This is a genomic window from Marinobacter sp. B-12 (assembly GCF_056857915.1).
Window position 1 is genome coordinate 50,974 of sequence record NZ_JBSXOB010000046.1, and the last position, 21,222, is coordinate 72,195.

At 54.0% G+C, this 21,222-nt stretch carries 16 protein-coding genes, 1 tRNA gene and 1 pseudogene; 9 read left to right on the forward strand and 9 right to left on the reverse strand.

From position 1 onward, the window contains the following. Positions 1-1,239 carry a thiolase family protein gene (locus AC13D2_RS07715; protein ID WP_482938427.1) on the forward strand — a complete coding sequence of 413 codons (1,239 nt, stop codon included), beginning with the start codon at positions 1-3 and terminating at the stop codon, positions 1,237-1,239. Positions 1,240-1,324: 85 nt separating this feature from the next. Here AC13D2_RS07715 and AC13D2_RS07720 read toward each other — a convergent pair whose 3' ends face one another. After that, positions 1,325-4,123 (reverse strand): winged helix-turn-helix domain-containing protein, encoded by a 2,799-nt coding sequence (locus tag AC13D2_RS07720; RefSeq protein ID WP_482938428.1) that lies wholly within the window; start codon positions 4,121-4,123, stop codon positions 1,325-1,327. Between the two features lie 315 nt (positions 4,124-4,438). On the opposite strand from AC13D2_RS07720, the gene AC13D2_RS07725 reads away from it, so the two are divergent. The 5 genes from AC13D2_RS07725 to AC13D2_RS07745 all read left to right on the forward strand — a co-directional run bounded on the left by AC13D2_RS07725 (position 4,439) and on the right by AC13D2_RS07745 (position 9,235). After that, complete coding sequence (locus AC13D2_RS07725) at positions 4,439-5,224, forward strand: ABC transporter ATP-binding protein (RefSeq protein WP_482938429.1); 786 nt, start codon at positions 4,439-4,441, stop codon at positions 5,222-5,224. After that, a complete protein-coding gene (locus AC13D2_RS07730) occupies positions 5,221-5,943 on the forward strand; it encodes an ABC transporter ATP-binding protein (RefSeq protein ID WP_339783035.1) in 723 nt (240 codons plus the stop codon). The genes AC13D2_RS07725 and AC13D2_RS07730 overlap by 4 nt, the downstream gene beginning before the upstream one ends. Positions 5,944-6,031: 88 nt before the next feature. Next, positions 6,032-7,246, forward strand: a complete 1,215-nt coding sequence (locus AC13D2_RS07735) for an ABC transporter substrate-binding protein (RefSeq protein ID WP_482938430.1) — start codon at positions 6,032-6,034, stop codon at positions 7,244-7,246. A gap of 103 nt (positions 7,247-7,349) precedes the next feature. Beyond that, the gene (locus AC13D2_RS07740; protein ID WP_339783039.1) at positions 7,350-8,237 is read left to right on the forward strand and encodes a branched-chain amino acid ABC transporter permease; all 888 of its coding nucleotides are present in this window, start codon (positions 7,350-7,352) and stop codon (positions 8,235-8,237) included. Positions 8,238-8,239: 2 nt separating this feature from the next. After that, positions 8,240-9,235, forward strand: coding sequence for a branched-chain amino acid ABC transporter permease (locus AC13D2_RS07745; RefSeq protein ID WP_482938431.1), 996 nt, complete (start codon positions 8,240-8,242; stop codon positions 9,233-9,235). A gap of 335 nt (positions 9,236-9,570) precedes the next feature. Here AC13D2_RS07745 and AC13D2_RS07750 read toward each other — a convergent pair whose 3' ends face one another. From AC13D2_RS07750 to AC13D2_RS07760, 3 genes are all read right to left on the reverse strand, one after another. Further along, the gene (locus AC13D2_RS07750) at positions 9,571-9,897 is read right to left on the reverse strand and encodes a hypothetical protein (protein ID WP_482938432.1); all 327 of its coding nucleotides are present in this window, start codon (positions 9,895-9,897) and stop codon (positions 9,571-9,573) included. A gap of 41 nt (positions 9,898-9,938) precedes the next feature. After that, positions 9,939-10,015 (reverse strand) — tRNA-Pro (locus tag AC13D2_RS07755). Between the two features lie 114 nt (positions 10,016-10,129). Further along, positions 10,130-11,776: an FMN-binding glutamate synthase family protein gene (locus AC13D2_RS07760; protein WP_482938433.1), complete on the reverse strand. Its 1,647-nt coding sequence runs from the start codon at positions 11,774-11,776 to the stop codon at positions 10,130-10,132. 247 nt (positions 11,777-12,023) lie between these two features. On the opposite strand from AC13D2_RS07760, the gene AC13D2_RS07765 reads away from it, so the two are divergent. Further along, complete coding sequence (locus tag AC13D2_RS07765; RefSeq protein WP_482938434.1) at positions 12,024-13,613, forward strand: BCCT family transporter; 1,590 nt, start codon at positions 12,024-12,026, stop codon at positions 13,611-13,613. 63 nt (positions 13,614-13,676) lie between these two features. Here the strand turns inward: AC13D2_RS07765 and AC13D2_RS07770 are convergent, their stop codons facing one another. The 4 genes from AC13D2_RS07770 to AC13D2_RS07785 all read right to left on the reverse strand — a co-directional run bounded on the left by AC13D2_RS07770 (position 13,677) and on the right by AC13D2_RS07785 (position 17,481). Further along, complete coding sequence (locus tag AC13D2_RS07770) at positions 13,677-14,627, reverse strand: alpha-L-glutamate ligase-like protein (RefSeq protein ID WP_292048535.1); 951 nt, start codon at positions 14,625-14,627, stop codon at positions 13,677-13,679. After that, positions 14,627-16,144: an inactive transglutaminase family protein gene (locus AC13D2_RS07775; protein WP_292048534.1), complete on the reverse strand. Its 1,518-nt coding sequence runs from the start codon at positions 16,142-16,144 to the stop codon at positions 14,627-14,629. The genes AC13D2_RS07770 and AC13D2_RS07775 overlap by 1 nt, the downstream gene beginning before the upstream one ends. Further along, on the reverse strand, positions 16,141-16,938 hold the full coding sequence (locus AC13D2_RS07780; protein ID WP_300498850.1) for an ATP-dependent zinc protease family protein: 798 nt from the start codon (positions 16,936-16,938) through the stop codon (positions 16,141-16,143). Before AC13D2_RS07780 ends, AC13D2_RS07775 begins: the two co-directional genes overlap by 4 nt. A 156-nt stretch (positions 16,939-17,094) precedes the next feature. Beyond that, positions 17,095-17,481 (reverse strand): hypothetical protein, encoded by a 387-nt coding sequence (locus AC13D2_RS07785; RefSeq protein WP_292048533.1) that lies wholly within the window; start codon positions 17,479-17,481, stop codon positions 17,095-17,097. Positions 17,482-17,802: 321 nt separating this feature from the next. Between AC13D2_RS07785 and AC13D2_RS07790 the strand changes: the two are divergent. After that, positions 17,803-19,324, forward strand: a pseudogene (locus AC13D2_RS07790) (DNA recombination protein RmuC). A 5-nt stretch (positions 19,325-19,329) separates the two neighbouring features. Further along, on the forward strand, positions 19,330-20,184 hold the full coding sequence (locus tag AC13D2_RS07795) for a hypothetical protein (protein ID WP_482938435.1): 855 nt from the start codon (positions 19,330-19,332) through the stop codon (positions 20,182-20,184). Here the strand turns inward: AC13D2_RS07795 and AC13D2_RS07800 are convergent. Next, positions 20,181-21,200 carry an AraC family transcriptional regulator gene (locus AC13D2_RS07800; protein WP_300498854.1) on the reverse strand — a complete coding sequence of 340 codons (1,020 nt, stop codon included), beginning with the start codon at positions 21,198-21,200 and terminating at the stop codon, positions 20,181-20,183. The two genes, AC13D2_RS07795 and AC13D2_RS07800, sit on opposite strands and share 4 nt — an antisense overlap. Positions 21,201-21,222: the final 22 nt, after the last annotated feature.

Below are 21,222 nucleotides of genomic sequence, written 5' to 3' on the forward strand. Positions count from 1 at the left end.
ATGAGCGAAATTTATATTGCCGGAATTGGTATGACCAAGTTTGGTCGACATCTCGATCGCAGTTATAAAGATCTTACCCGAGAATCAATTGAGCAAGCATTGACAGACGCAGGGGCCGAACTGACAGACGTTCAGCAGGCCTACTTTGCCTCTTGCGTGATTGGGTTTATGCACGACCAGCATATGATACCTGGCCATATCGCTCTGCGTTCAGTGGGCTTTGAAGGTATTCCCATATTCAATCTGGAAGGAGCCTGCGCATCCGCGAGCACGGCACTTCATCTAGCCGCCATGGCGATTAATAGCGGCTCTTGCGATATTGCTATTGCCGTTGGCACTGAAAAAATGAATGATCCTGACAAATCCAAAATGTTTGCGGCTTTTGATTCTGCCTGGGATGTTACGACCATTGAAGAAAACCGTGACACCTTGCTGAAAATGGGTGAGGGGGTTGAGTGTCCAGAAGGATCCCAATCTCCTAGGCCATATTCCATGTTCATGGATGTTTATGCAGCATTTTCTCGCCAACACATGAAAACGTTTGGAACGACGCAGCGGCAGATAGCAGCTGTGTCGGCTAAAAACCACTTACACTCTGTTCATAACCCGCGCTCTCAATACCAGGTCGCTTATACGATCGACGAGGTGTTGGCCGCTCCACCTATAACGTACCCGCTCACGCTGCCAATGTGTGCACCAATTTCAGACGGTTCAGCTGCTGCTGTGTTATGTAACGCTGAGGGACTGAAACGCCTTAAAGGGGACTCTTCTCGTGCGGTCAAGCTGCTCAGTAGCGTCGTCCGTTCCAGCTCAAACCGGGGCTATGAAGACTATAAAAACCACCTTACGGCATTGGCCGCCGCAGAGGCTTATGAAAAAGCAGGCATAGCACCCGCCGATGTGGATGTGGCGGAGGTTCACGATGCGACTGCGATGGGTGAAATCATTCAGGTAGAAAACCTCCAGTTGACGCCATACGGTGAAGCCGGTAGAGCTGCAGAGCAGGGCGACTTTACGATTGGTGGCCGTGTTCCGATTAACCCGTCTGGTGGCCTTGAATCGAAGGGGCATCCCATCGGCGCGACTGGGCTTGGGCAGGTTTACGAGCTGGTAACGCAGTTGCGGGGCGAGGCCGGAAAACGACAAGTGGATGGTGCCCGAATTGCGATACAGGAAAATGGCGGCGGCATTTACGGCGTTGAAGAAGCTACAGCCGCTATAAATATTTTTTCTAAATAAGCTGGAAGCTTTAACTCTATCGGGCGCAATGCTTATGCATTGCGCCCGATAGAACTGCGTATGCATCGAGCGATCAGAGAAAAACTCAGTCAATCAAACCGAGACCTTGTGCCTTTTTTAATGCTTGTGTACGGCTGGATACGCCCAGCTTGCTGTAGAGGTTTTTGAGGTGCCATTTAACGGTACCCTCGGAGATTCCCAAAGCAGTAGCTACCTCCTTGTTAAAGAGACCATTTCCAATTAACCCGAGGATTTCGCGCTCCCTCCCAGTCACCTCAGATATATTCAAACGCTCCAAATCTGAAAGCTTAGGGTTTGATGCGGGCTCTTCTCGTTCAGGTACGCCAAGGGATGCCTTAGGAGGTGTCATGGCATCGATTAAACATTTTAAATAAGGAGCTAGGCTACTTTCTTCTACCGTCAAATCAGAGGCGATTTGCGCCAAAAGCAGCTGCCCTCCCTGGACTTCATCGATAAAGGTACGGCAAAACCCTTGCGTCTCGCCCAGCTTCAACGCCGGCATCAAGGTTTGCTTGGCAGCCTTGAAATTGCCCTCGCCCCACTGAGACAGAGCTAACAACATTCTGAATTTGGCGCTGCGATGCAGAGCACCTTGGTGATCAAGGACCTGTATCCGCTGCGCCAATGGCTTGAGCACTGCAGAACCCTCTTGATGGAGATGTTCTACCCGGGATTTCGATATCAGCCAATCATCCTGAATGAATTCCCTGGCAACCAGGTCCAGGTCAACCTCAATCGTTTTAAGGTATTGCTCAAAGCGTAACAACTCGCCAGTCGCTGCGACGCTATCCCCCTGCAAAATATCAGACTGGATTCGCTCAAGGTAACAGTGAGCCTCCAGCCGTTTCCACCCCCTTTTCAATGCAATTTTTTCTAACTCTTCAAGTGACTCCCAGGATTCCGTCTTTGCCCCTTTTAAATTACTAATTCGTGCCAGTGTCGAATAGATACTTTGGGCTGTTATCAGCAAGCAGGCATCCAAGGGGGCGGTCATGGCTGCGGCTAGTAGCTCCTCTGTCTGCTCCAGGTCATTTTGCTCGTAGCACAGCTCAGCCAGACTGGCGATCGCCGTTACAGAGGTCATTGAGTGTCGCCCAGCTATTGCTTCTGCAGCGTTCAGCGACTCTTCAAGAAAGAACCGGGCCTTATCCAGGCGCCCTCGCCAGAACCAGGCCAAGCCTTCAAAGCTCTTTCGGTAAGCCGCACCAAAATGGGGCTTACCTTTTATTCGGGCCGCTTGCTGCTGAATCTCTGTTATTTGGTCAAAACGCATTTGGTGAAGGTATACATACCCCAAAATAAAAAAAACCACCTCAGAGTCGAACTCTTGTAGCTTTTCATGCTGCTCCACCAGAAAGCCCGTTGACAGCCGGACTTCATCCAGCCGATCCTCCAGCATTGCCAGAAGTGACGACGCTATCTTAAGCTGAGCCTGTACATATTCTCGCCGACCTTCCACATCTGCGTCATCGTCTCTCTGAAAATCTGATTCAATGTCATGCAGCAGACCTTGAATGGGTGGAAGCTCCATCATCAGCAGCTTCGCCTGAACCATTGCAAAGCGCAGATGAATATTCTTGCTCAGTCTGTTTTCAGGTAATTGCCGCCCCCAATTGAGCAGCCTGCCCCCACGACTCTGCCCAAGCATATCCCGCGCACAGTGTTCGATAAATTTCTGGGCAAGATCTGTATCTTCTATAGCCAGCGCATGGCTGACCGCCTCGGCCCATAGCTGTTGACCGGCGAACCAGTTGCATGCGGTACGGTGGAGTTTAACTATCTCATCATGCCCCAATTTTCGCAGATGCTCGCGGAGAAAATCAGAAAACAACCGATGGAATCGAAACCAATTATTTTGATCGTCAAGTGCGAACAAAAAAAGATTTAAGCTCGAGAGTTTTTCCAGCAGAGCCCGTCCGTCGCTTACCCCAGCCACCGCCTCACAGAGAGGGGCGTTGAATCGATCCAAAATTGAGCAGCGAAGCAGAGTCTGCTCAAGTTCAGGAGGCAAGAGATCCATTACCACCTCATGGAGATAATTCCGTAGATCTTTGGACCCGCTGGTAAACTCTTTAAGATATGTTTGAGGTTCTTTCTTGAGCCGAGGTGAAAGGGCTGCGATCTGCACACCCGCGATCCAGCCTTCGCTGATAGTGTAGAGCATCCTGACAACATTCTTGGGAAGTTCCAGCTCCACCACTTCAGTTATAAAATCTTCGAGCTCGTTAAAATCAAGCCGAAGATCAGATACATCTACCTTTAATAGCTGATTTTCCAGCTTCAGTCTTGACAAGTGCAATGGGAGATCGGACCGGGTTGCGATCACCAGGTGCAGGTTTTTGGGGCGATTTTGAAGAAGGTGCAACATTAGCTTGTGCACTTGAGGGTCGGTAATCAGATGATAGTCGTCTAATATAAGCACTATTTCCTCTTCACACGCTTCCAGCTCAGAAATCAGAACCGCCTCGGCAAGCTGAGTTGGGACTGATGGCCCGGAGTTGAGAGTTGAGCGGGCCCCATCGCATAGGCTTGGCCGAGCCGCAGAGAGTGCGGCAACCACATAAGAGAGAATACGGTGCGCGGAGTTGTCCTCTTCCGACAAACTGACCCAGGCCACAACCGCCCCCTCGGCAAGATGGGTTTCACGCCACTGGCTCAATAGGGTGGTTTTACCGTAGCCAGCTGGAGCCTGCACCCATGTCAATGCGCGCTCCATAACGACTGGAGCCAAATTACCTAAGCGGTTACGAGCCACCAGGTGCCCCGATACTTTTGGAGAAGATAGCTTGGTAGGTATCAGCGGCAACTGCCAATTAGCGCTCACTTTATCCCGCGCAGTTTGGCCAAGTTCTTTTTTTGTCACCCGAGACCCCTCCCTGACTATTACTAAACATTGAGTCCGGATTAATTCGTGAGGCCGACCGCCACTCCTAGCCTCAACGAGAATCAACCCTGCTGTTCTTAGCTTAACCGTTTTCGGCTTGGCGGAGCCAATCACATGTGGAATTCCCCGGTTTTCGGATACTTCAGAGCCTCGCTACCTTACCACTGCGACAATCGGGCAGTCCGTTCGCCCCCCACTTATGGGAGGGGGGTGATTTTAAAAGTTTTGATAAGGTCATCCACAGTCAATAAAAGTTCCGCTCGTTCAATTTAAAAATAAAAAGGACTGTGGCAGATGAGTGATCGGTTTGTTCTGGAGACCCAAGGCCTTGTCAAAGAGTTCAAGGGTTTTGTGGCAGTCGATGACGTAAACCTCAAGATTCAGCAGGACCACATCCATGCCCTGATCGGGCCCAATGGCGCGGGTAAGACTACGGTCTTCAACCTGCTCACCAAATTCCTCATTCCTACCGGGGGCAAGATTTTGTTCAAGGGTCAGGACATCACCTCGATGAAATCTGCTGCTATTGCGAGGAAGGGCGTGGTGCGTTCGTTCCAGATTTCGGCAGTCTTTCCGCACATGACGGTCCTGGAAAATATTCGTGTGGCGCTGCAGAGTTTCGCGGGGACTTCCTTCCACTTCTGGAAATCCGGCAACAGCCTGAACACTCTCAACGAGCGGTGTATGGAGTTGTTGGATCAGGTGGGGCTAGCCGAGTTTGCCAATACCATCACCATTGAGTTGGCCTATGGACGCAAGCGCGCTTTGGAGCTGGCGACTACCCTTGCCATGGAGCCTGATCTGCTACTGCTGGATGAGCCAACCCAGGGAATGGGCGGTGAAGACGTGGAACGAGTGGTGGAGCTGGTGCGAAAGGCTGCTCAGGGCCGCACGGTGCTGATGGTGGAGCATAACCTTGGCGTTGTCAGCAAACTGTGTGATCGCATCACCGTACTGGCCCGGGGCTCGGTACTGGCCGAAGGGGACTACCAGCAAGTTTCCGCCGATCCACGAGTGCGGGAAGTCTATATGGGCAGCACCTCGACCAGCGCCAGCGCGACACAGGAGGCTACCGAATGAGCCAGCCTTCGAATAGAGAATATGAACAGCTTCGGGTGGCCGGCTTGCATGCCTTCTATGGCGAGTCCCACATCCTGCATGGCATCGATCTGGTGGTGAAACGAGGGGAGCTGATTACCCTGCTGGGGCGCAACGGTGCCGGTCGTAGCACTACTCTCAAGGCTATTATGAACATGGTGGGGCGCCGTACCGGCTCTATCATGATCAACGGTGAGGAGACAATGTCATACGCCCCTCACCACATTGCCAGGTTTGGCGTTGGGTATTGCCCCGAGCACCGGGGCATTTTTTCCGCGCTCAGTGTTCAGGAAAACCTGACCCTGCCGCCGGTAGTGCGCAGTGGTGGCATGGGCCTGGAAGAAATATACAGCATGTTCCCCAACCTGTACGAACGTCGCTTCAGCCAAGGCACCAAGCTTTCCGGCGGTGAGCAGCAGATGCTAGCCATGGCGCGCATCCTGCGTACCGGTGCCAACACGCTGTTGCTGGATGAAATCACCGAGGGCTTGGCGCCGGTGATCGTCGAAAAGCTTGGCGAGGTGTTGATTAAACTTAAGGAGAGCGGCCTGACCATTGTGTTAGTCGAGCAGAATTTTCATTTCGCCGCACCGTTGGCAGATCGCCATTATGTGATGGAGCGCGGCCAGATTGTGTTGGAAGTCAGTGCCGGTGAGCTTGAAGCCAGGCAGTCGATGCTGAATGACTATCTGGGCGTCTGAATGACTGCCTGGGCTTATGGGGTCCGGTGGTGACAAAGCAATAAATCCCCATAGCAAACTAAGCAATGATAATAACGGAGATACAGCAATGACAATTATAAAAAAGCTTCTGACCTCAGCTGTTGCATCAGCGACGATAGTATGCAGCGCACAGGCTGAAATTTCGAATGACACCGTCAAAATCGGTTATCTGGTGGACATGTCCGGCCCCTATCGTGATCTGAGCGGCCCTAATGGCCTAATTGCCCTGGAAATGGCTGTTGCCGATTTTGGTGGTAAGGTTGGCGGAGCCAAGGTTGAAGTCGTTAGTGCCGATGATCGCAACAATCCGGACTCTGCCTCCAGTACCGTGCGTCGTTGGGTTGAGTATGAGAACGTGGACCTAGTCACCGGCTTTGTGGCCTCGTCGGTAACCTTGGCCGTCATCAATATCCTGGAAGAAAATGACAAGTTGGGGATTGTCAGCGGCTCCGCCTCGTCCAGCATCACCAACGAGCACTGCACGCCTAACCACATCCATTACGTGTACGATTCTTATCCGCTGGCCAATGGCACCGCCACCGCGGTCGTTAATGAGGGTGGCAAGAGCTGGTTCATCCTGACCGCGGACTACAGCGGTGGCCATGAACTGGAGTCCAACCTTATCCGTGTGGTCGAAGCCAGCGGTGGTGAGGTTGTCCAAACCCTGCGTCATCCGTTCCCGACGCCAGACTTCTCCTCGTTTATCTTGCAGGCCCAAGCTTCCGGAGCGGATGTGGTCGCTTTGTCCAACGCGGGTTCTGACACTATCAACGCGCTCAACACCGCTGGTGAGTTTGGTCTGACCCAGTCCGGCCAGATCTTGGTTGCCACGTTGCTGTTCCTGAACGACGTGCACGCCATGGGAGTCGAGGTCGCCCAGGGTACCCAGCTGACCACTGGTTGGTACTGGGATATGAACCCGGAAACCCGGGCGTGGGCAGATCGCTTCCTCGAGGAGACTGGAGTGCGTCCCACCATGGTTCATGCGGGCATCTACTCCAGTACCATGCAATACCTGAAGGCTGTGGAAGCGACAGGTTCTGATGACGCGCAAATTGTCCGTAAGCAGATGATGGCGACACCGATCAACGACATGTTTGCCACTGATGGTCGCATTCGCGAAGACGGCCGCATGGTGCATGACATGTACCTGGTTGAGGTGAAAACGCCAGAAGAGTCCACGGGTGAATGGGACCTGTATAAAATCGTCCGCACCCTCCCGGCCGATGAAGCCTTCCGCCCATTGTCCGAGAGTAAATGCCAGCTCGTAACGGGTAACTGATGTTCTGAGCGACCGGACTCCCTGCTCTCCCGGCGGGAGTCCACTAAAAACTACGGATTCGCAAACCGGTTGTCACGACTGCGCTGCTTTTGGAGTTCGCAACATGTTCATGATTCTGGGAGTCCCCGTTGCTGTGCTATCAGGCCAGCTGTTACTCGGGGTTATTAACGGCGCGTTTTACGCCCTATTAAGCCTCGGTCTGGCGGTCATCTTCGGCCTACTCAAAATTATCAATTTTGCTCATGGTGCGATGTATATGCTGGGGGCCTTGGTCGCCGTCGTTTTGTTCGACGCCTTGGGCATCAACTACTGGATAGCGTTGTTCGTGGTACCGTTGCTGGTTGGCAGTTTCGGTATGCTAATTGAGTACTTCCTGCTGCGCCGCATCGCCGGGCAGGATCATATCTACAGTCTGTTGCTCACCTTTGGCGTGGCGCTGATGGTTCAGGGCATTCTTACCAATATTTACGGGGTCTCGGGTCTGCGTTACGCCATGCCCGGCATCTTCAAGGGCGGCATCAATCTGGGCTTTATGTTTCTGCCGTACTATCGTGCTTGGGTAATTGTGATTGCGCTGTTGGTGTGCTTCGGCACCTGGTTTATGATCGAGAAAACCAAGCTCGGCTCCTATCTGCGAGCCGGTACCGAAGATGCCCAACTGATGCAGGGCTTCGGGATCAACGTGCCATTGCTGGTCAGCTTGACCTACGGCTTTGGCGTGATGCTCGCCGCCTTTGCTGGCGTGCTGTCGGCGCCGATTTATTCCGTTACTCCGATGATGGGCTCCCACATCCTGATCGTGGTGTTCGCGGTGGTGGTCATCGGCGGTATGGGCTCTATTGCCGGTGCCATCATCACTGGAATTCTGATGGGCGTCATCGAAGGTCTGACCAAGACATTCTACCCATCAGCCTCATCCGCTGTGATCTTTCTGGTGATGGTGGTCGTTCTGTTGGTGCGCCCGTCGGGCCTGTTTGGTAGGGAGGAGTAATCATGACCAACCCTGTGAATCAGTCCGATATCCAGAAGACCATGCTGCAACAGCAAAAAACAGAGAATTTGAAAAAGCAGATCCTTAATGGTGTCTTACTGGCACTGTTACTCCTCGCACCGGCGGTGATGTACCCGGTTTTCCTGATGAAGATCTTGTGCTTTGCCTTGTTTGCGGTGGCTTTCAATCTGTTGCTGGGCTTCGCCGGCCTGCTGTCATTCGGGCATGCTGCTTTCCTGGCCACCGGCGCATACGTGACTGGCTACCTGCTTTCCACATACTCCGACCTGAGCACAGAAATGGGTATTATTGCCGGAACGGCGGCGTCTACCCTGATTGGGCTTGGCTTTGCGGTGGTTGCCATTCGTCGTCAGGGCATTTATTTTGCGATGATCACCTTGGCGCTGGCTCAACTTGTGTTCTTTTTTTACGTCCAGGCACCGTTTACCAACGGTGAAGACGGGCTCCATGGCGTACCCCGTGGCCAGCTGCTAGGGTTTATCGACCTTGACAACGACTTTGCCATGTACTATTTCGTGCTGGCGGTGTTCCTCGGCGGTTATCTGCTGGTGCAGCGCGTTGTCGGTTCGCCTTTCGGTCAGGTTCTCAAGGCCATTAAGGAAAACGAACCCCGCGCTGTTTCCCTCGGCTACAACGTCAATCAGTACAAGTTGCTGACTTTCGTGATTTCGGCCGGCCTGGCTGGGCTGGCCGGCTCGGTGAAAACGGTGGTGTTCCAGCTGGCCTCCCTGGGGGATGCTCACTGGCACATGTCTGGCGAGGTCGTATTGATGACGCTGCTCGGCGGTAGCGGCACTCTGTTAGGCCCCGTGGTGGGTGCCGCCTTTGTGGTTAATCTGGAGTATCAACTCTCCCAGGGGCCCCTTGGAGACTGGGTGGATGCGGTACTCGGTGGCATCTTCATTCTGGTTGTCATCGCGTTCCAGAGTGGCATCGTCGGCGAGATTCAGAAGTTTCTGAGGAAGAATACAGGCTGATATGTTTTGAACTGTCAAGGCTTGCACGGACTTCACATGTTGCACCTCCAGATACCAGGCACCTTAGGTCAGGACAGGATCCGGCAGACTGCGACGGTGGATCGTACTGATATACGTGGGTTGGTTACCACCTGACTTCACTGCGTCGCGGAGCTTGCCTTTCTCTAAGAGCAGGGATCACTTGCCGGGAACGCCCTTTGGGATGTTCCCTGATAAGTGTCGGTATAGCCCGGCCAAGGGTTCTCCACACCGGCCCGATCCTAAGGTGCCTAGTATCTCCATGAGTTTGATTGCTGATAACTTGAATTCAATTCCGGCTTAGTGGCTACGGCCTCTCATACCGCGTGCGCGCTGGGCATCACCTGGCAGATAATGTCCCAGATAAAGCCGTCAGCTCTCGCGCCACGGCGACACACACGAGCTTGGTGTTCTTTACCGCCCGGGTCAGGTCCCGATAACGTCCACACAGGCGCTTCTGGGCCGCCCAGGCAATAGCTCTGGTCATTGAACGCTTTGCGCTTTAAGTGACCTGTCTGGCGTGCTGGGAAGCGATAGCTCCAGGCAGACTCCGCCAGCACGGCGTCATCGGTGACGAGATTTCCAAGGGTTTGAGAAACGGTGACCAAACGGTGACGAGAAAGGCTGTTCTCCAGAAACAACAAAGCCCGACTCTTTCGATATCGGGCTAAGTGTTTGATCTAATTGGTCGGGACGGAAGGATTTGAACCTTCGACCCCTTGCACCCCATGCAAGTGCGCTACCAAGCTGCGCTACGCCCCGAATTGCCAGTGGCCAGAGAGAAACTTGAGAGAAATCTCAGTGGCTTAGCGGGAGCGAAGTCTACACCAGCCTCGGATAAAAATAAACATCCATTTGCCAATTCTTCGGGCCCTTCTATCGCAGTTTGGTTTCGCGAAGCTGACGAATAAATTCTGGCGGGGCGAAGCTGTCCGGGGTGGCGTTCGGCCAGTAGGTATCAAACACTCTTTCACCGGTTTCTCCTTCCAGAAGGGCGCCTGGTTCAAGAAACGTGAACAGGTCCATGTAGGAATGGATTTCCGTCTTGGACGTGCGGCGGATGATGTGTTCCGGCCCAAGTTCAGACGGATGCTTGAGTCCCGACGCTTCAAGCAGGTTCATCAGCGCCTCCAGAGTGTTTTTGTGATAGTTGTAAACACGCTGGCTTTTATCCTGAACATCAAGCTTTTTGCTGCGCCTCGGGTCCTGGGTTGCAACGCCGCTCGGGCACCGTCCAGTGTGGCAGTTGAGCGCCTGTATGCAGCCGAGAGAGAACATATAGCCCCTCGCCGCATTACACCAGTCTGCCCCCAGCGCCAGGGTTCTGGCTATGTTGAATGCCGAGGTGATCTTGCCCGCAGCGCCAATGGCAATGTGCTCGCGCAGGTTGGTGCCCACCAGTGTGTTGTGCACCAGTAGCAGGGCTTCTGTCATGGGGGTTCCGAGACGGTTGATGAATTCCAGGGGGGCCGCCCCGGTACCACCTTCGCCACCATCCACAACGATGAAATCCGGTGTTTTTCCTGTCTCCAGCATGGCTTTGACGATGGCGAACCACTCCCAGGGGTGACCTATGGCCAGTTTGAAACCCACTGGTTTGCCGCCAGACAGATCACGAAGTTTCTCCAGGAACTCGAGAAATTCCTTGGGTGTAGAGAACGCTGAATGGCTGGCCGGGGAAACGACATCCTTGCCAGCTTCGACGCCTCTGGCCTCAGCAATTTCCGGCGTCACTTTCTCGCCGGGAAGAATGCCGCCATGTCCAGGTTTGGCGCCCTGGGATAGTTTGACCTCTATCATTTTTACCTGGTCGAGAGTGGCGTTGCGCGCGAATATCTCCTCGTTGAAGGTACCGTCCTTGTTGCGGCATCCGAAGTAACCGGAGCCGATTTCCCAAACCAGATCTCCGCCGGGTTCCCGGTGATAGCGGGATATGGAGCCCTCGCCAGTATCATGATAGAAGTCGCCCATTTTGGCGCCCGTATTGAGGCTCAGGATGGCATTGGCCGACAACGACCCAAAGCTCATTGCCGAAATGTTGAAGACGCTGGCGTTGTAGGGTTTTGCGCACTGTTTTCCAATCACGATCCGGAAATCCGCATCTTTCAGGGTGGATGGCTGGAGAGAATGATTGATCCACTCAAAACCTTCGTCATACATACCCAACTGTGAGCCGAAAGGGCGCTTGTCGAGCACGTTCTTTGCTCGCTGGTAAACGATGGTGCGCTGTTCTCGTGAAAAGGGACGTTCATCCGTATCAGACTGAATGAAATACTGGCGTATTTCCGGGCCAATCGATTCGAGAAAGTACCGAAAATGCGCGAGAATGGGGTAATTTCGGCTAACCGTGTGTTTACGCTGAACAAGATCCCATGTGCCGGTCGCCGCCAGTAACCCGAACAGGATGGGTACAACATAAAACCAGCCTCCCCAAATGGCACTGGCCAGTAACGAAGCTATAAAGCCGGTCAGGCTCAGCGCATAAAGCGTATATCGAAAGGGGAAGGTTTCGGTTTTATCCATAAGTTCCTCAGAGTGGGTGTGCCGTTTTCTCTCAAAATATTAACAGTATTCGCGCGGGATTTGCGTTCCAGTGTGGCAAAGCGGATCAGGGAGTATTTTGCACAGATACCGAAATATTGGTCTAAGATTGCTTTCAGGGCGTATGTGTCCGCTCTTTGATGTTTTGAACTCAAAGCAATAAGATGTCGAGCTTTTAACGTTTGCATCCGAATATTGAAACGTTTTACACCAACAGGAGGCTCAAAACGTGGGCGACGTTGTAAAAGACGAATACCAGACGGATTACGTCGCAGGCCAGGATAATATAAATCCGTTCGGCCTGGATCTGCACGCGCCAGTGTTTCCGATTACCGCAATTATTGTTGTTGCGTTTGTAATAGGGACACTGATTTTCCCAGGGGAGGCAAAGGAGCTCCTCGATGGCGCCAAATGGTGGACCATCGCACAATTTGATTGGTTCTTCCTGCTCAGTGCCAACGTTTTTGTCGTTGTATCTCTCGCCCTGATCTTCATGCCAGTCGGCAAAATCCGCATCGGCGGGATGGATGCCAAACCGGAATTTTCGACGATGTCGTGGTTTGCCATGCTCTTTGCGGCAGGCATGGGTATCGGCCTAATGTTCTGGGCTGTCGCCGAGCCAGTTGCCTATTACACGGGCTGGTATGAAACACCGCTTGGTGTTGAAGCCAATACGGCTGAGGGCGCGAGGCTGGCCATGGGTGCAACCATGTATCACTGGGGCCTGCATCCCTGGGCAATCTACGCGATTGTGGCGCTGTCGCTGGCGTTTTTCGCCTACAACAAAAACATGCCACTGACGATCCGCTCTGCGTTCTTTCCACTGCTCCGCGATAAGGTTTGGGACTGGCCCGGCCATATCATTGATATCCTGGCGGTAGTGGCAACCATTTTTGGTCTTGCGACTTCCCTTGGTTTCGGTGCGCAGCAGGCCGCTTCCGGTCTTGATTACCTGTTTGGTATTTCGTCCGGTATCAATGTGCAGATGGCGATCATCACGGGTGTGACGGCTCTTGCCCTGATTTCAGTGCTGCGTGGCCTCGACGGTGGCGTAAAGATTCTGAGTAACGTCAACATGTCGTTGGCCGGCATCTTGTTGTTCTTCATCATCTTCGCCGGTCCGACCATGACCGTCTTCGAGACCATCTGGGTAACCTCATCCAGTTACGTTGGCAATGCCTTGGCACTGAGTAATCCGTTTGGTCGTGAAGACCAGGCCTGGTTCCACGGCTGGACAGTCTTCTACTGGGCCTGGTGGATTTCCTGGTCACCGTTCGTTGGTATGTTTATCGCGCGCGTCTCCAAGGGCCGCACCGTTCGTGAATTCGTGACAGCGGTACTGATCGTACCGACCGTCATTACCGTGGTCTGGATGAGCGCATTTGGCGGTTCCGCTCTGGAACAGATTCAGGACGGCATCGGTGCTCTGGCTGAGAATGGTCTGACAGACGTGTCTCTGGCAATGTTCCAGATGTTCGCTAACCTGCCGTTCGTTGCGATCTCATCCTTCGTGGGTATCGTGCTGGTGCTGGTGTTCTTCGTAACATCGTCTGATTCCGGCTCGCTGGTTGTGGACAGCATTACCGCGGGCGGTAAAACCGACGCCCCGACTGCGCAGCGTGTGTTCTGGGTAGTGATGGAAGGTGCTATTGCCGCAGCACTGATTTTCGGTGGCGGCGAAGATGCACTGGGCGCGATTCAGGCGGCTGCAATTACTGCCGGTCTTCCGTTCACAGCTGTGTTGCTGGTCATGACCTGGGGCCTGCTCAAAGGCCTAACTCATGAGCGCAAACTGCTGATTGCCGAGGGCAAGCTCTGAGACGTGTGAGAAAGTAAAAAAACCGGGGTTCGCCCCGGTTTTTTTGTGCCTGCTATTCGGAAGTCAGGTTTTAGACGTAAAGGTATCCATAGCGAATGCGGCCCTTTCTTCCGGGGTGAAGTGCGTCCTTCGGAGGGCTTCGATCTCTCTAAGGCGGGGCAACAGCCCGCGACCATTGGCCATCTGGATGGCCAGGCCAGGGCGGGCATTCAGCTCGAGCAGCAAAGGCCCTTCGTTTGCGTCCACGACCAGATCGACACCCATATATCCCAGCCCGGTTGCCTCGTAGCATCGTGACGCCATTACCAGCATTTCCTGCCAGTCATCTATCACCAGGTTTTCCAGGGCGAGGCCTGTGTCGGGATGCAGGGTGATCGGCCGATTGAACTGTACCGCATTCAGGCTGTGGCCATTGGCGATATTGAGTCCAACACCAACGGCACCCTGGTGAAGGTTGGCCTTGCCATCCGAGGCAGTCGTAGCCAACCGGAGCATCGCCATTACAGGGTAACCCTGGAAAACGACGATGCGGATATCCGGCACGCCCTGGAAAGAATACCTGGCAAGCGATGGAATCGATTCCACCAGATTCTCGACAATGGCAACATCGGGCGTGCCGGCCAGTGAGTAGAGTCCGGCAAGAATGTTGGATAGGTGTCGCTCAAGGTGACCCGAGGATACCCGTGAACCTGAGGCCTTGACGTATTCGTTATCGTCCCGGCCGGTAATCACGGTAATCCCTTTGCCCCCGGAACCTTTGGCCGGTTTGATGGCAAAGCCGTCCAGGTCTTCAGCCATCTCCCGGAAATGGGAGATTTCGTGTTGTTGGCGAACCACTTGCAACAGCCTGGGGGTGCGAACATCGTATTCGGCAACCACCAGCTTGGTTTTCAGTTTGTTGTCCACCAACGGGTAGGACGAGCGGCTATTGTACCGCGCAATGTAGTCTACATTGCGCCGGTTCATGTTTAGCATGCCCAGTTGGTTCAGTTTGAAGGGCGAAATCCAGCCCATCAGTTATACGCCTTCATCGGATAGAAACGACGGAGCTCTGTGAGCTTATAGCCCGTGTACTGTCCCATCAGCAGGATCAACCCCAAAACCACGAAATGGAGTTCCGGGAAATTAAACGTCAGGTGGCTCGCCAGGGGCGCGCTCATGATCAGGAAGGCACAGACTGCGACAAACAGACTGCCAGCTCCCTGAACAAACACCTCTCGGGCGCCTTCCTCTTCCCAGAGTATGGACATACGTTCTATCGTCCAGGCGATGATAACCATCGGGAAAAAGGTGACGGTCATTCCCGTGTTGAAGCCCATTTGATAACCCGCGATGCTCAGTCCGGCGGTGATAAAGATCACAAGAATAATAAGCGCGGAAATTCGCGAGACCAGCAACAGGTTAAGGCTTGACAGGTAGCCGCGCATAAGCAGGCCAATGGCCACCACGGAAATAAAGGCTATCAGCCCCGGAATCAGGGTCGTCTGAACGAATGCCACGGCGATCAGTATCGGCATGAACGTACCGGACGTTCGTATACCGACGACAATACGCATAAAGGCCACGACAAGCGCCCCGAGAGGAAGCAACAGAAGCATTCTGAACATGCTTTGTTCTTCGATGGGGAGCTGGTAAAGGCTCAGGAAACCGAGACCATTTTTGCCGGATTGGGCCTGGGCCAGTTGCAGCGCCGGGATGGTTTGCCGAAGCATGGAGAAGCTAACGTCTGAATTGTCACCACCCACAATATCCAGCAAGGAGACAGCTGCCTGCCGCCATAGCAAGACGTGCTCCGGAAGCCCCTGTTCCGCTGTGCGAGGGTTGAATGTCAGCCAACGGGCACCATCGTAGATCTGCAGGAAAGGACGAAGTTGCTGGCGTCGTCTGGCATCTTCCAGAGCCAGGCCGTCTGCCGTCCGGGCGGGAATGCCGGCATGGTTGAGCATCCGGGTCAGCAGATCAATGTAGTTTGCTTCGGACACGAGTAGGGTAGTGTTCTGGGCGCCCTGGTCCGGTTGCAGCAATTTGATCAGTTCCCGGGTCATGCTCTCGGGTGTGCTGGAGCGTTCTGCTGCCTGTTGCAGCAGTTCTTCCACAGCGGTCGCTTGAGGCTCTTCCCAGAAGACCGGTTCGGGCTTGGGGGGGCGTTTGGGCTGGCTGCCCAGGGCTCTGTCATCCGGGATCAGCTGGACCTTGAAGTAGAGCGTCTGGGGGCCGCTGACATCGCGTTTTGACCATTCAGCCCGGCGGTCACCGGAGTCATCCACAATGGAAAAGCCGTAACCGGGAGACGCAGCCTGCTCCGAGATGATGCGAAATTGTGGCGGCTGATCGGGGATGTTCAGGCTGGCGAGTACGGGTTCGCCTGTGCCGTCGAAGTCGATTCGGGCCTCCACCATCCAGACGGGTTTCTGCTCCCCGGTAAACCAGGGAATGCCGAGTTCGACATGCCGCCAAATGGCAATAGAAATCCCAGCTGCAATGAGAAGGAGGATGGCGAAAAAAAACGGGATGCGCGAGCGGCTACTCAAGGTTGATCCCCATTTTCTTCGGCTGGCAGTTTATCGGGCAGTTCGGTGGCGAACTCCTTGCCCACATCAATCAGCATGACGTCCCTCAAAATGTTGCGGCCAACCAGCACCGTATGCGAGAGGTGCTCTCTGTTGGTCAGTGTAAACTCAGCCTGTTGCCGATGGTTGCCGATCATGAACTGCAACTCTACAACCACACGGCGTTCTGATTCATCGGTGCTGGACTGGATAATCCTGACCCGGCGTGAGATTTCCCGTTCCAACGTCACGAAGTCGTCGGCGCCGGGGACCGGAACGTCAAACCTTACCCAGTTATTCCCATCCCGTTCAAACCGGGTAATGTTTCGGGCATCCAATGAAGAGGTTTCCGCTCCACTGTCAATGCGAGCGTCGTAAATCAGATCAGGGCCAACCAGATAGAATTTCTCCAGCTCGCCTACAACAACCTTGCCTTTGAGTCGGTCGGCCCTTCCGTTGTTCTTGGGATCAGACTGTCCAGCTGTGCAGGCCTGTTGTTTTGGGGCGGGGGGGCAGGCGGGTTTCTCGATTTGCTCGGTAATTGCCTCGAGGATGGTTTTGGTGGATTCCTCGTTCAGCCGGGTCAGCGCCTGGAAGTTCTCATCCGTCCGGTTCTCAAGGCGAACGACCTGTTCTCCCTGATTTATAACGGAGGTATTCAGCGCTTCAAGATCCTGCTTCGGCACCATGAAGTAACGATCTGCGGTGCAGCCAGCGAGGAGTGATATCACAAGGCCGGCCGCAGCCAACTTTCCAAACTCTGAACGTATAGACAAGATCCGAAACCCCTGAATCCATGGCTTTGATACTTTAATTACAGAGCGCTGCAAGGATATTTCGTATTTGTGCAAGAACAGTCACTTGTAATCACAGGTCGGAAGTATACAACATCATAACTGTTGAGTCGGTTTACAGATCATTAACGGCGGGTATTATTTTCGTCCAGATGCCTGGGAAAGGAAGTGGCTTTTGACAAGAACTTCTTCGGAGCGGAGGTATTCCTGCACAACAGGGGAGCAGTTCAGGTAAAACAATAGCAGCTCTCTCTGGACATCCTGATCCTGAATGCGGGAAGCGAAGTGAATCAGGTCGCGGATGGATTCGTCACCATTGTTCTGGAAGGTTCTGCCGTAGCGTCCCTTCAGGATGCCGGTCAACCGTTCCAGATGGAATTCCCCGGTATGGGTCATATGGGGAAGAATGCGGAAACCACCGTGGCTGGCTCGTGCGCCAGGCTTGCGGTATTCACTGCCTTCCACATCCGAACACCCCGAATAGGAGAATTCAGATCCCAGTTTTCTCCATAGCTCTTTGAGCATGTTGAATTCCTGTCCTTTATACTGCTCCTGGACCATGGCACCCGGCAGCAAACCAGCCATTCTGTCGGTAAACAGGCCATATTCACCGTTTTAGATGATATTACGTTCCGAGTCCAGAGCCGGATGCTTTGGGTCGGGAAATTTGCCAATCAGTCCACCAGAACCAGTGAATGGCAAACCTTTGACGTGAGTCCGACCAAAAAGGTTCCGTCAATACGGTAAACTGTTGTTCTATCGTAATGTTCGAGTCAATTATTAGAGGAGATCGGGGTGCCCGAGGCAATCATCGATGTAGTGGGGCGTGGGCCGGAGACCGTCACTTTGCTGATATTGGTGGTGGTAATGCTGTGCTTTCTGGTGTTCGCTGTGATTAAGGGAAGTCGTGCCAGAACCGCACTCCGTGAGTTTGGCTATGCACGGGCAATTGATGAACAGCGCTTCCATCAGCTTGAAGCTGCGCTCGAAAACGGCAAAGCCGAGATTGAGCAAGCGGGCCTGGACACCGAACACTGGCGACAGCGAGCGGCAACACTGGAAAATCGGGTAGCCGGGCTGGAATCCGAAAGCAAGTCGCGACTGGCGCGTATTGAGCAATTGGAAGCAGAAAGACAGTCCCAGCAACAGCGAGCGGACGAGCTTTCCCGCGAGCTCGGAGATGCACGCGTTTCCCTGCGCGAGCAGGAAGTAACGCTGGATAAGGAACGCCGCGCAACCACAGAAAAACTGGAGTTGCTGGAACGCAACCGTGATGCGTTGAAACAGGAGTTCGAGAATCTCGCCAATCGTATTTTCGAGCAGAAAAGTGAACGCTTCAGCCAGCAGACCCGCACCAGTATCGATACCCTGCTGAATCCTTTCCGGGATCAACTCCAGGACTTCCGCAAACGGGTGGAGGATGTCTATACCACCGAAACGCGGGATCGGCAAGCGTTGAGAAGTGAAATCAAGTCCCTGCAGGAGCTGAATCGCCAGATCACTGAAGAAGCCTCCAACCTCACAAAGGCGCTTAAAGGTGACAAGAAAATCCAGGGCAATTGGGGTGAGCTGATTCTGGAGCGCGTCCTTGAGCGCTCAGGTTTGCGCAAGGGCATCGAGTATGAAACCCAGGGCAGCTATCGCGATGAGGACAACCAGTTGCTGCGCCCGGATGTCATTGTCCACTTGCCGGACAGCCGAAATCTGGTGGTGGATTCAAAGGTATCCCTGGTGGCGTACCAGCAGTGGGCAACGGAAGAGGACGAGACCGCCAAGGACGAAGCCCTTCGCCAGCACGTCGAAGCGGTGCGTAATCATATTCGCGCCCTGAGCGAGAAAGATTACAGCCAGCTTCACGGTCTGCACTCACCAGACTTTGTGTTTCTTTTCATGCCCATTGAACCGGCCTTTGTGGCTGCTTTTCAGCAGGACGAGAACCTATTCGCAGAAGCATTCGAGCGAAAGATTATTGTGGTTACACCAACGACATTGCTTGCGACCTTGCGAACCATTGAAAATATCTGGCGATACGAGCGTCAAAGCCAGAATGCGCGTAGGATTGCCGACCGAGCCAGTGCAGTGTATGACAAGCTGCGGGTGTTTGTAGAAGCGATGGAGAAGCTGGGAAGCCAGTTGCACACCGCGCAGGGAACCTATGATTCGGCGATGAACACGCTCACCCGTGGTCGCGGTAACCTTATCTCGCAAGCCAATCGCTTTGTAGAGCTGGGCGTTCGTGTTAAAAAAGAACTACCGAAAGCGATTATGGATCAAGCCGAAGTGGACGCCGAAGATGTTGATGACACCGGCGATCCGGTCGAGCCCACGGTGGACGAAGACGCTCCCCCGGGATAATCAGCAGGAGTAAACAAGATGGTAAAGATAACCCGAGTTGGGCGTCGTTCAGTCAGTGGCTTTATGTTGGCATTCCTAATGATGGCCGGGCAGGTTAGTGCCCTTGAGCCCGAACATGAGACCCGTCGATTAATGCTTGCCACTGAAGAGGCCGTTTCCGCAGAGAGCTGGGGCGAGGCGGGGAAGTACCTGAACCGTCTCCAGCAATTGGAAGGGGGAAAACCGGCGAATTATTTCTATTTTCGCGGCCGCGTGATGCTGGAATCTGACCATTACAACGAAGCGCAAGCTGCATTGGAGAAGTACGTCAGCCTGGTGGGAAGTGAAGGCGAGCACTACACCGACGCACTTAAATTGATAACCAATGTTGAGAAAGCCCGTCAGCAAGAAGGGGCGAATAGCACGAACAACGGCGCTGGTGATCCGGACCCAGTGGCCATTATCGAGCCGGCAAGCGAGCAATCGTTGGGGAAACTCCGGGAACTCTACCTGGTGGATTCGAACGCCGATGCGCTGGTAATTCACGCCAACACGCTCCTGGACGTTGTCGGTTGGCGCGAAGATCAGCGAATCGTGAGGCTGGACCGCCCTGCTGATGTGTCTTACAGGATCGACAGACGGAACGACATTATCAGTATTCAGGAATCCCGTCGCGAGTCCGGTGGTCGCGTCGTTAAAACGACTGAATCCATGGGCGTTTTCGGCGTCAATCCGCAGATTGAATGGAACTGCGAAAGTTCAACGGCCAGTTGCTGGATTTACGACCCCCGAGATGGCTCGCGGTTGATGAAACTCAGCCCTGATCGCGAACGGGCCGAAGAAATTGCCCGCACCTTTGGCCGTCTGATCCGGACCATGCAGAATCCCAGTTAATCCTGAAGCTGACCCCGCTCGCCTTCGCGGTAAGCACCGGGAGTGACCCCCGTCCACTTCTTGAAGGCGCGGTGAAACGTTGAGGGTTCGGTGAATCCGACCCGAAACGCAATATCATTGATCGGCAGGTCCGGCCGCGACAGGTAATAGATGGCCATGTCCCGGCGTAGCAGGTCCTTGATCTCCTGAAATGAGGTGTTTTCCTGCTTCAGCCGTCGGCGAAGGGTCTGGGGGCTGGTATGAAGCTCTGTGGCTATCCATTCGAAGTCGGGTAGGGCACGGGCGAAGTCCCTGCCGATAAGCGCGCGAATGCGCCCTGTGTAGGTGTTGCTCTCGTCCGGGCGTGACAGCAGGTCGGCCGGTGAGGTTTTCAGAAACTGTCGCATCTCCGGCTTGTCGCGTATCACGGGTGCCTGCAGAAAACGCTTGTCGAACGTCAGGGCCGTTTCACTGGCTTCGAACGACAGTGGGCAATGGAAGATATGCCGGTATTCGTCGCCATGGGACGGTCTGGGATAATTGAATTCCGCCTTAAGCAGCTCCACCGGTTGCCCGATCAACCAACTACCCAAGCGATGCCAGATGACCAGTATGCTTTCCCGGAAAAAGTGCATTGGGTCGTGGATACCCCCTTCAATCACCGTTACCAGCCGGGCAGTCCTGTCGTCCACTTCCAGTTTCATGGTGACCATGGGCTCGAACAGGCGACAAAAATCAAACGCCTGGCGATAGACCGCCTCAAGATTGGGGCAGTCGATAACCAGCGCGCACATGGTGGCGAACGTGCCGGTACGGCAGCGGCGCGGGCCCAGCCCCATAAACTCATCGTCCATTGCACTCCAGGTAGCCTGCATCAGCCGGCTGTATTGGGTGCTGCTCACCCGGGCCATCTCGATCCTCAGCAGGTCCGGTGATATTCCAGCTTCGCTCAGCATTCTATGGGCATCAATTCCCGCTCTTTCGGCCCCAACCAATGCGGCTTCCACGAAGTGCCTGGAAACGGTGAGTTCCGACATATCATCCTTTATCCTTATTGAA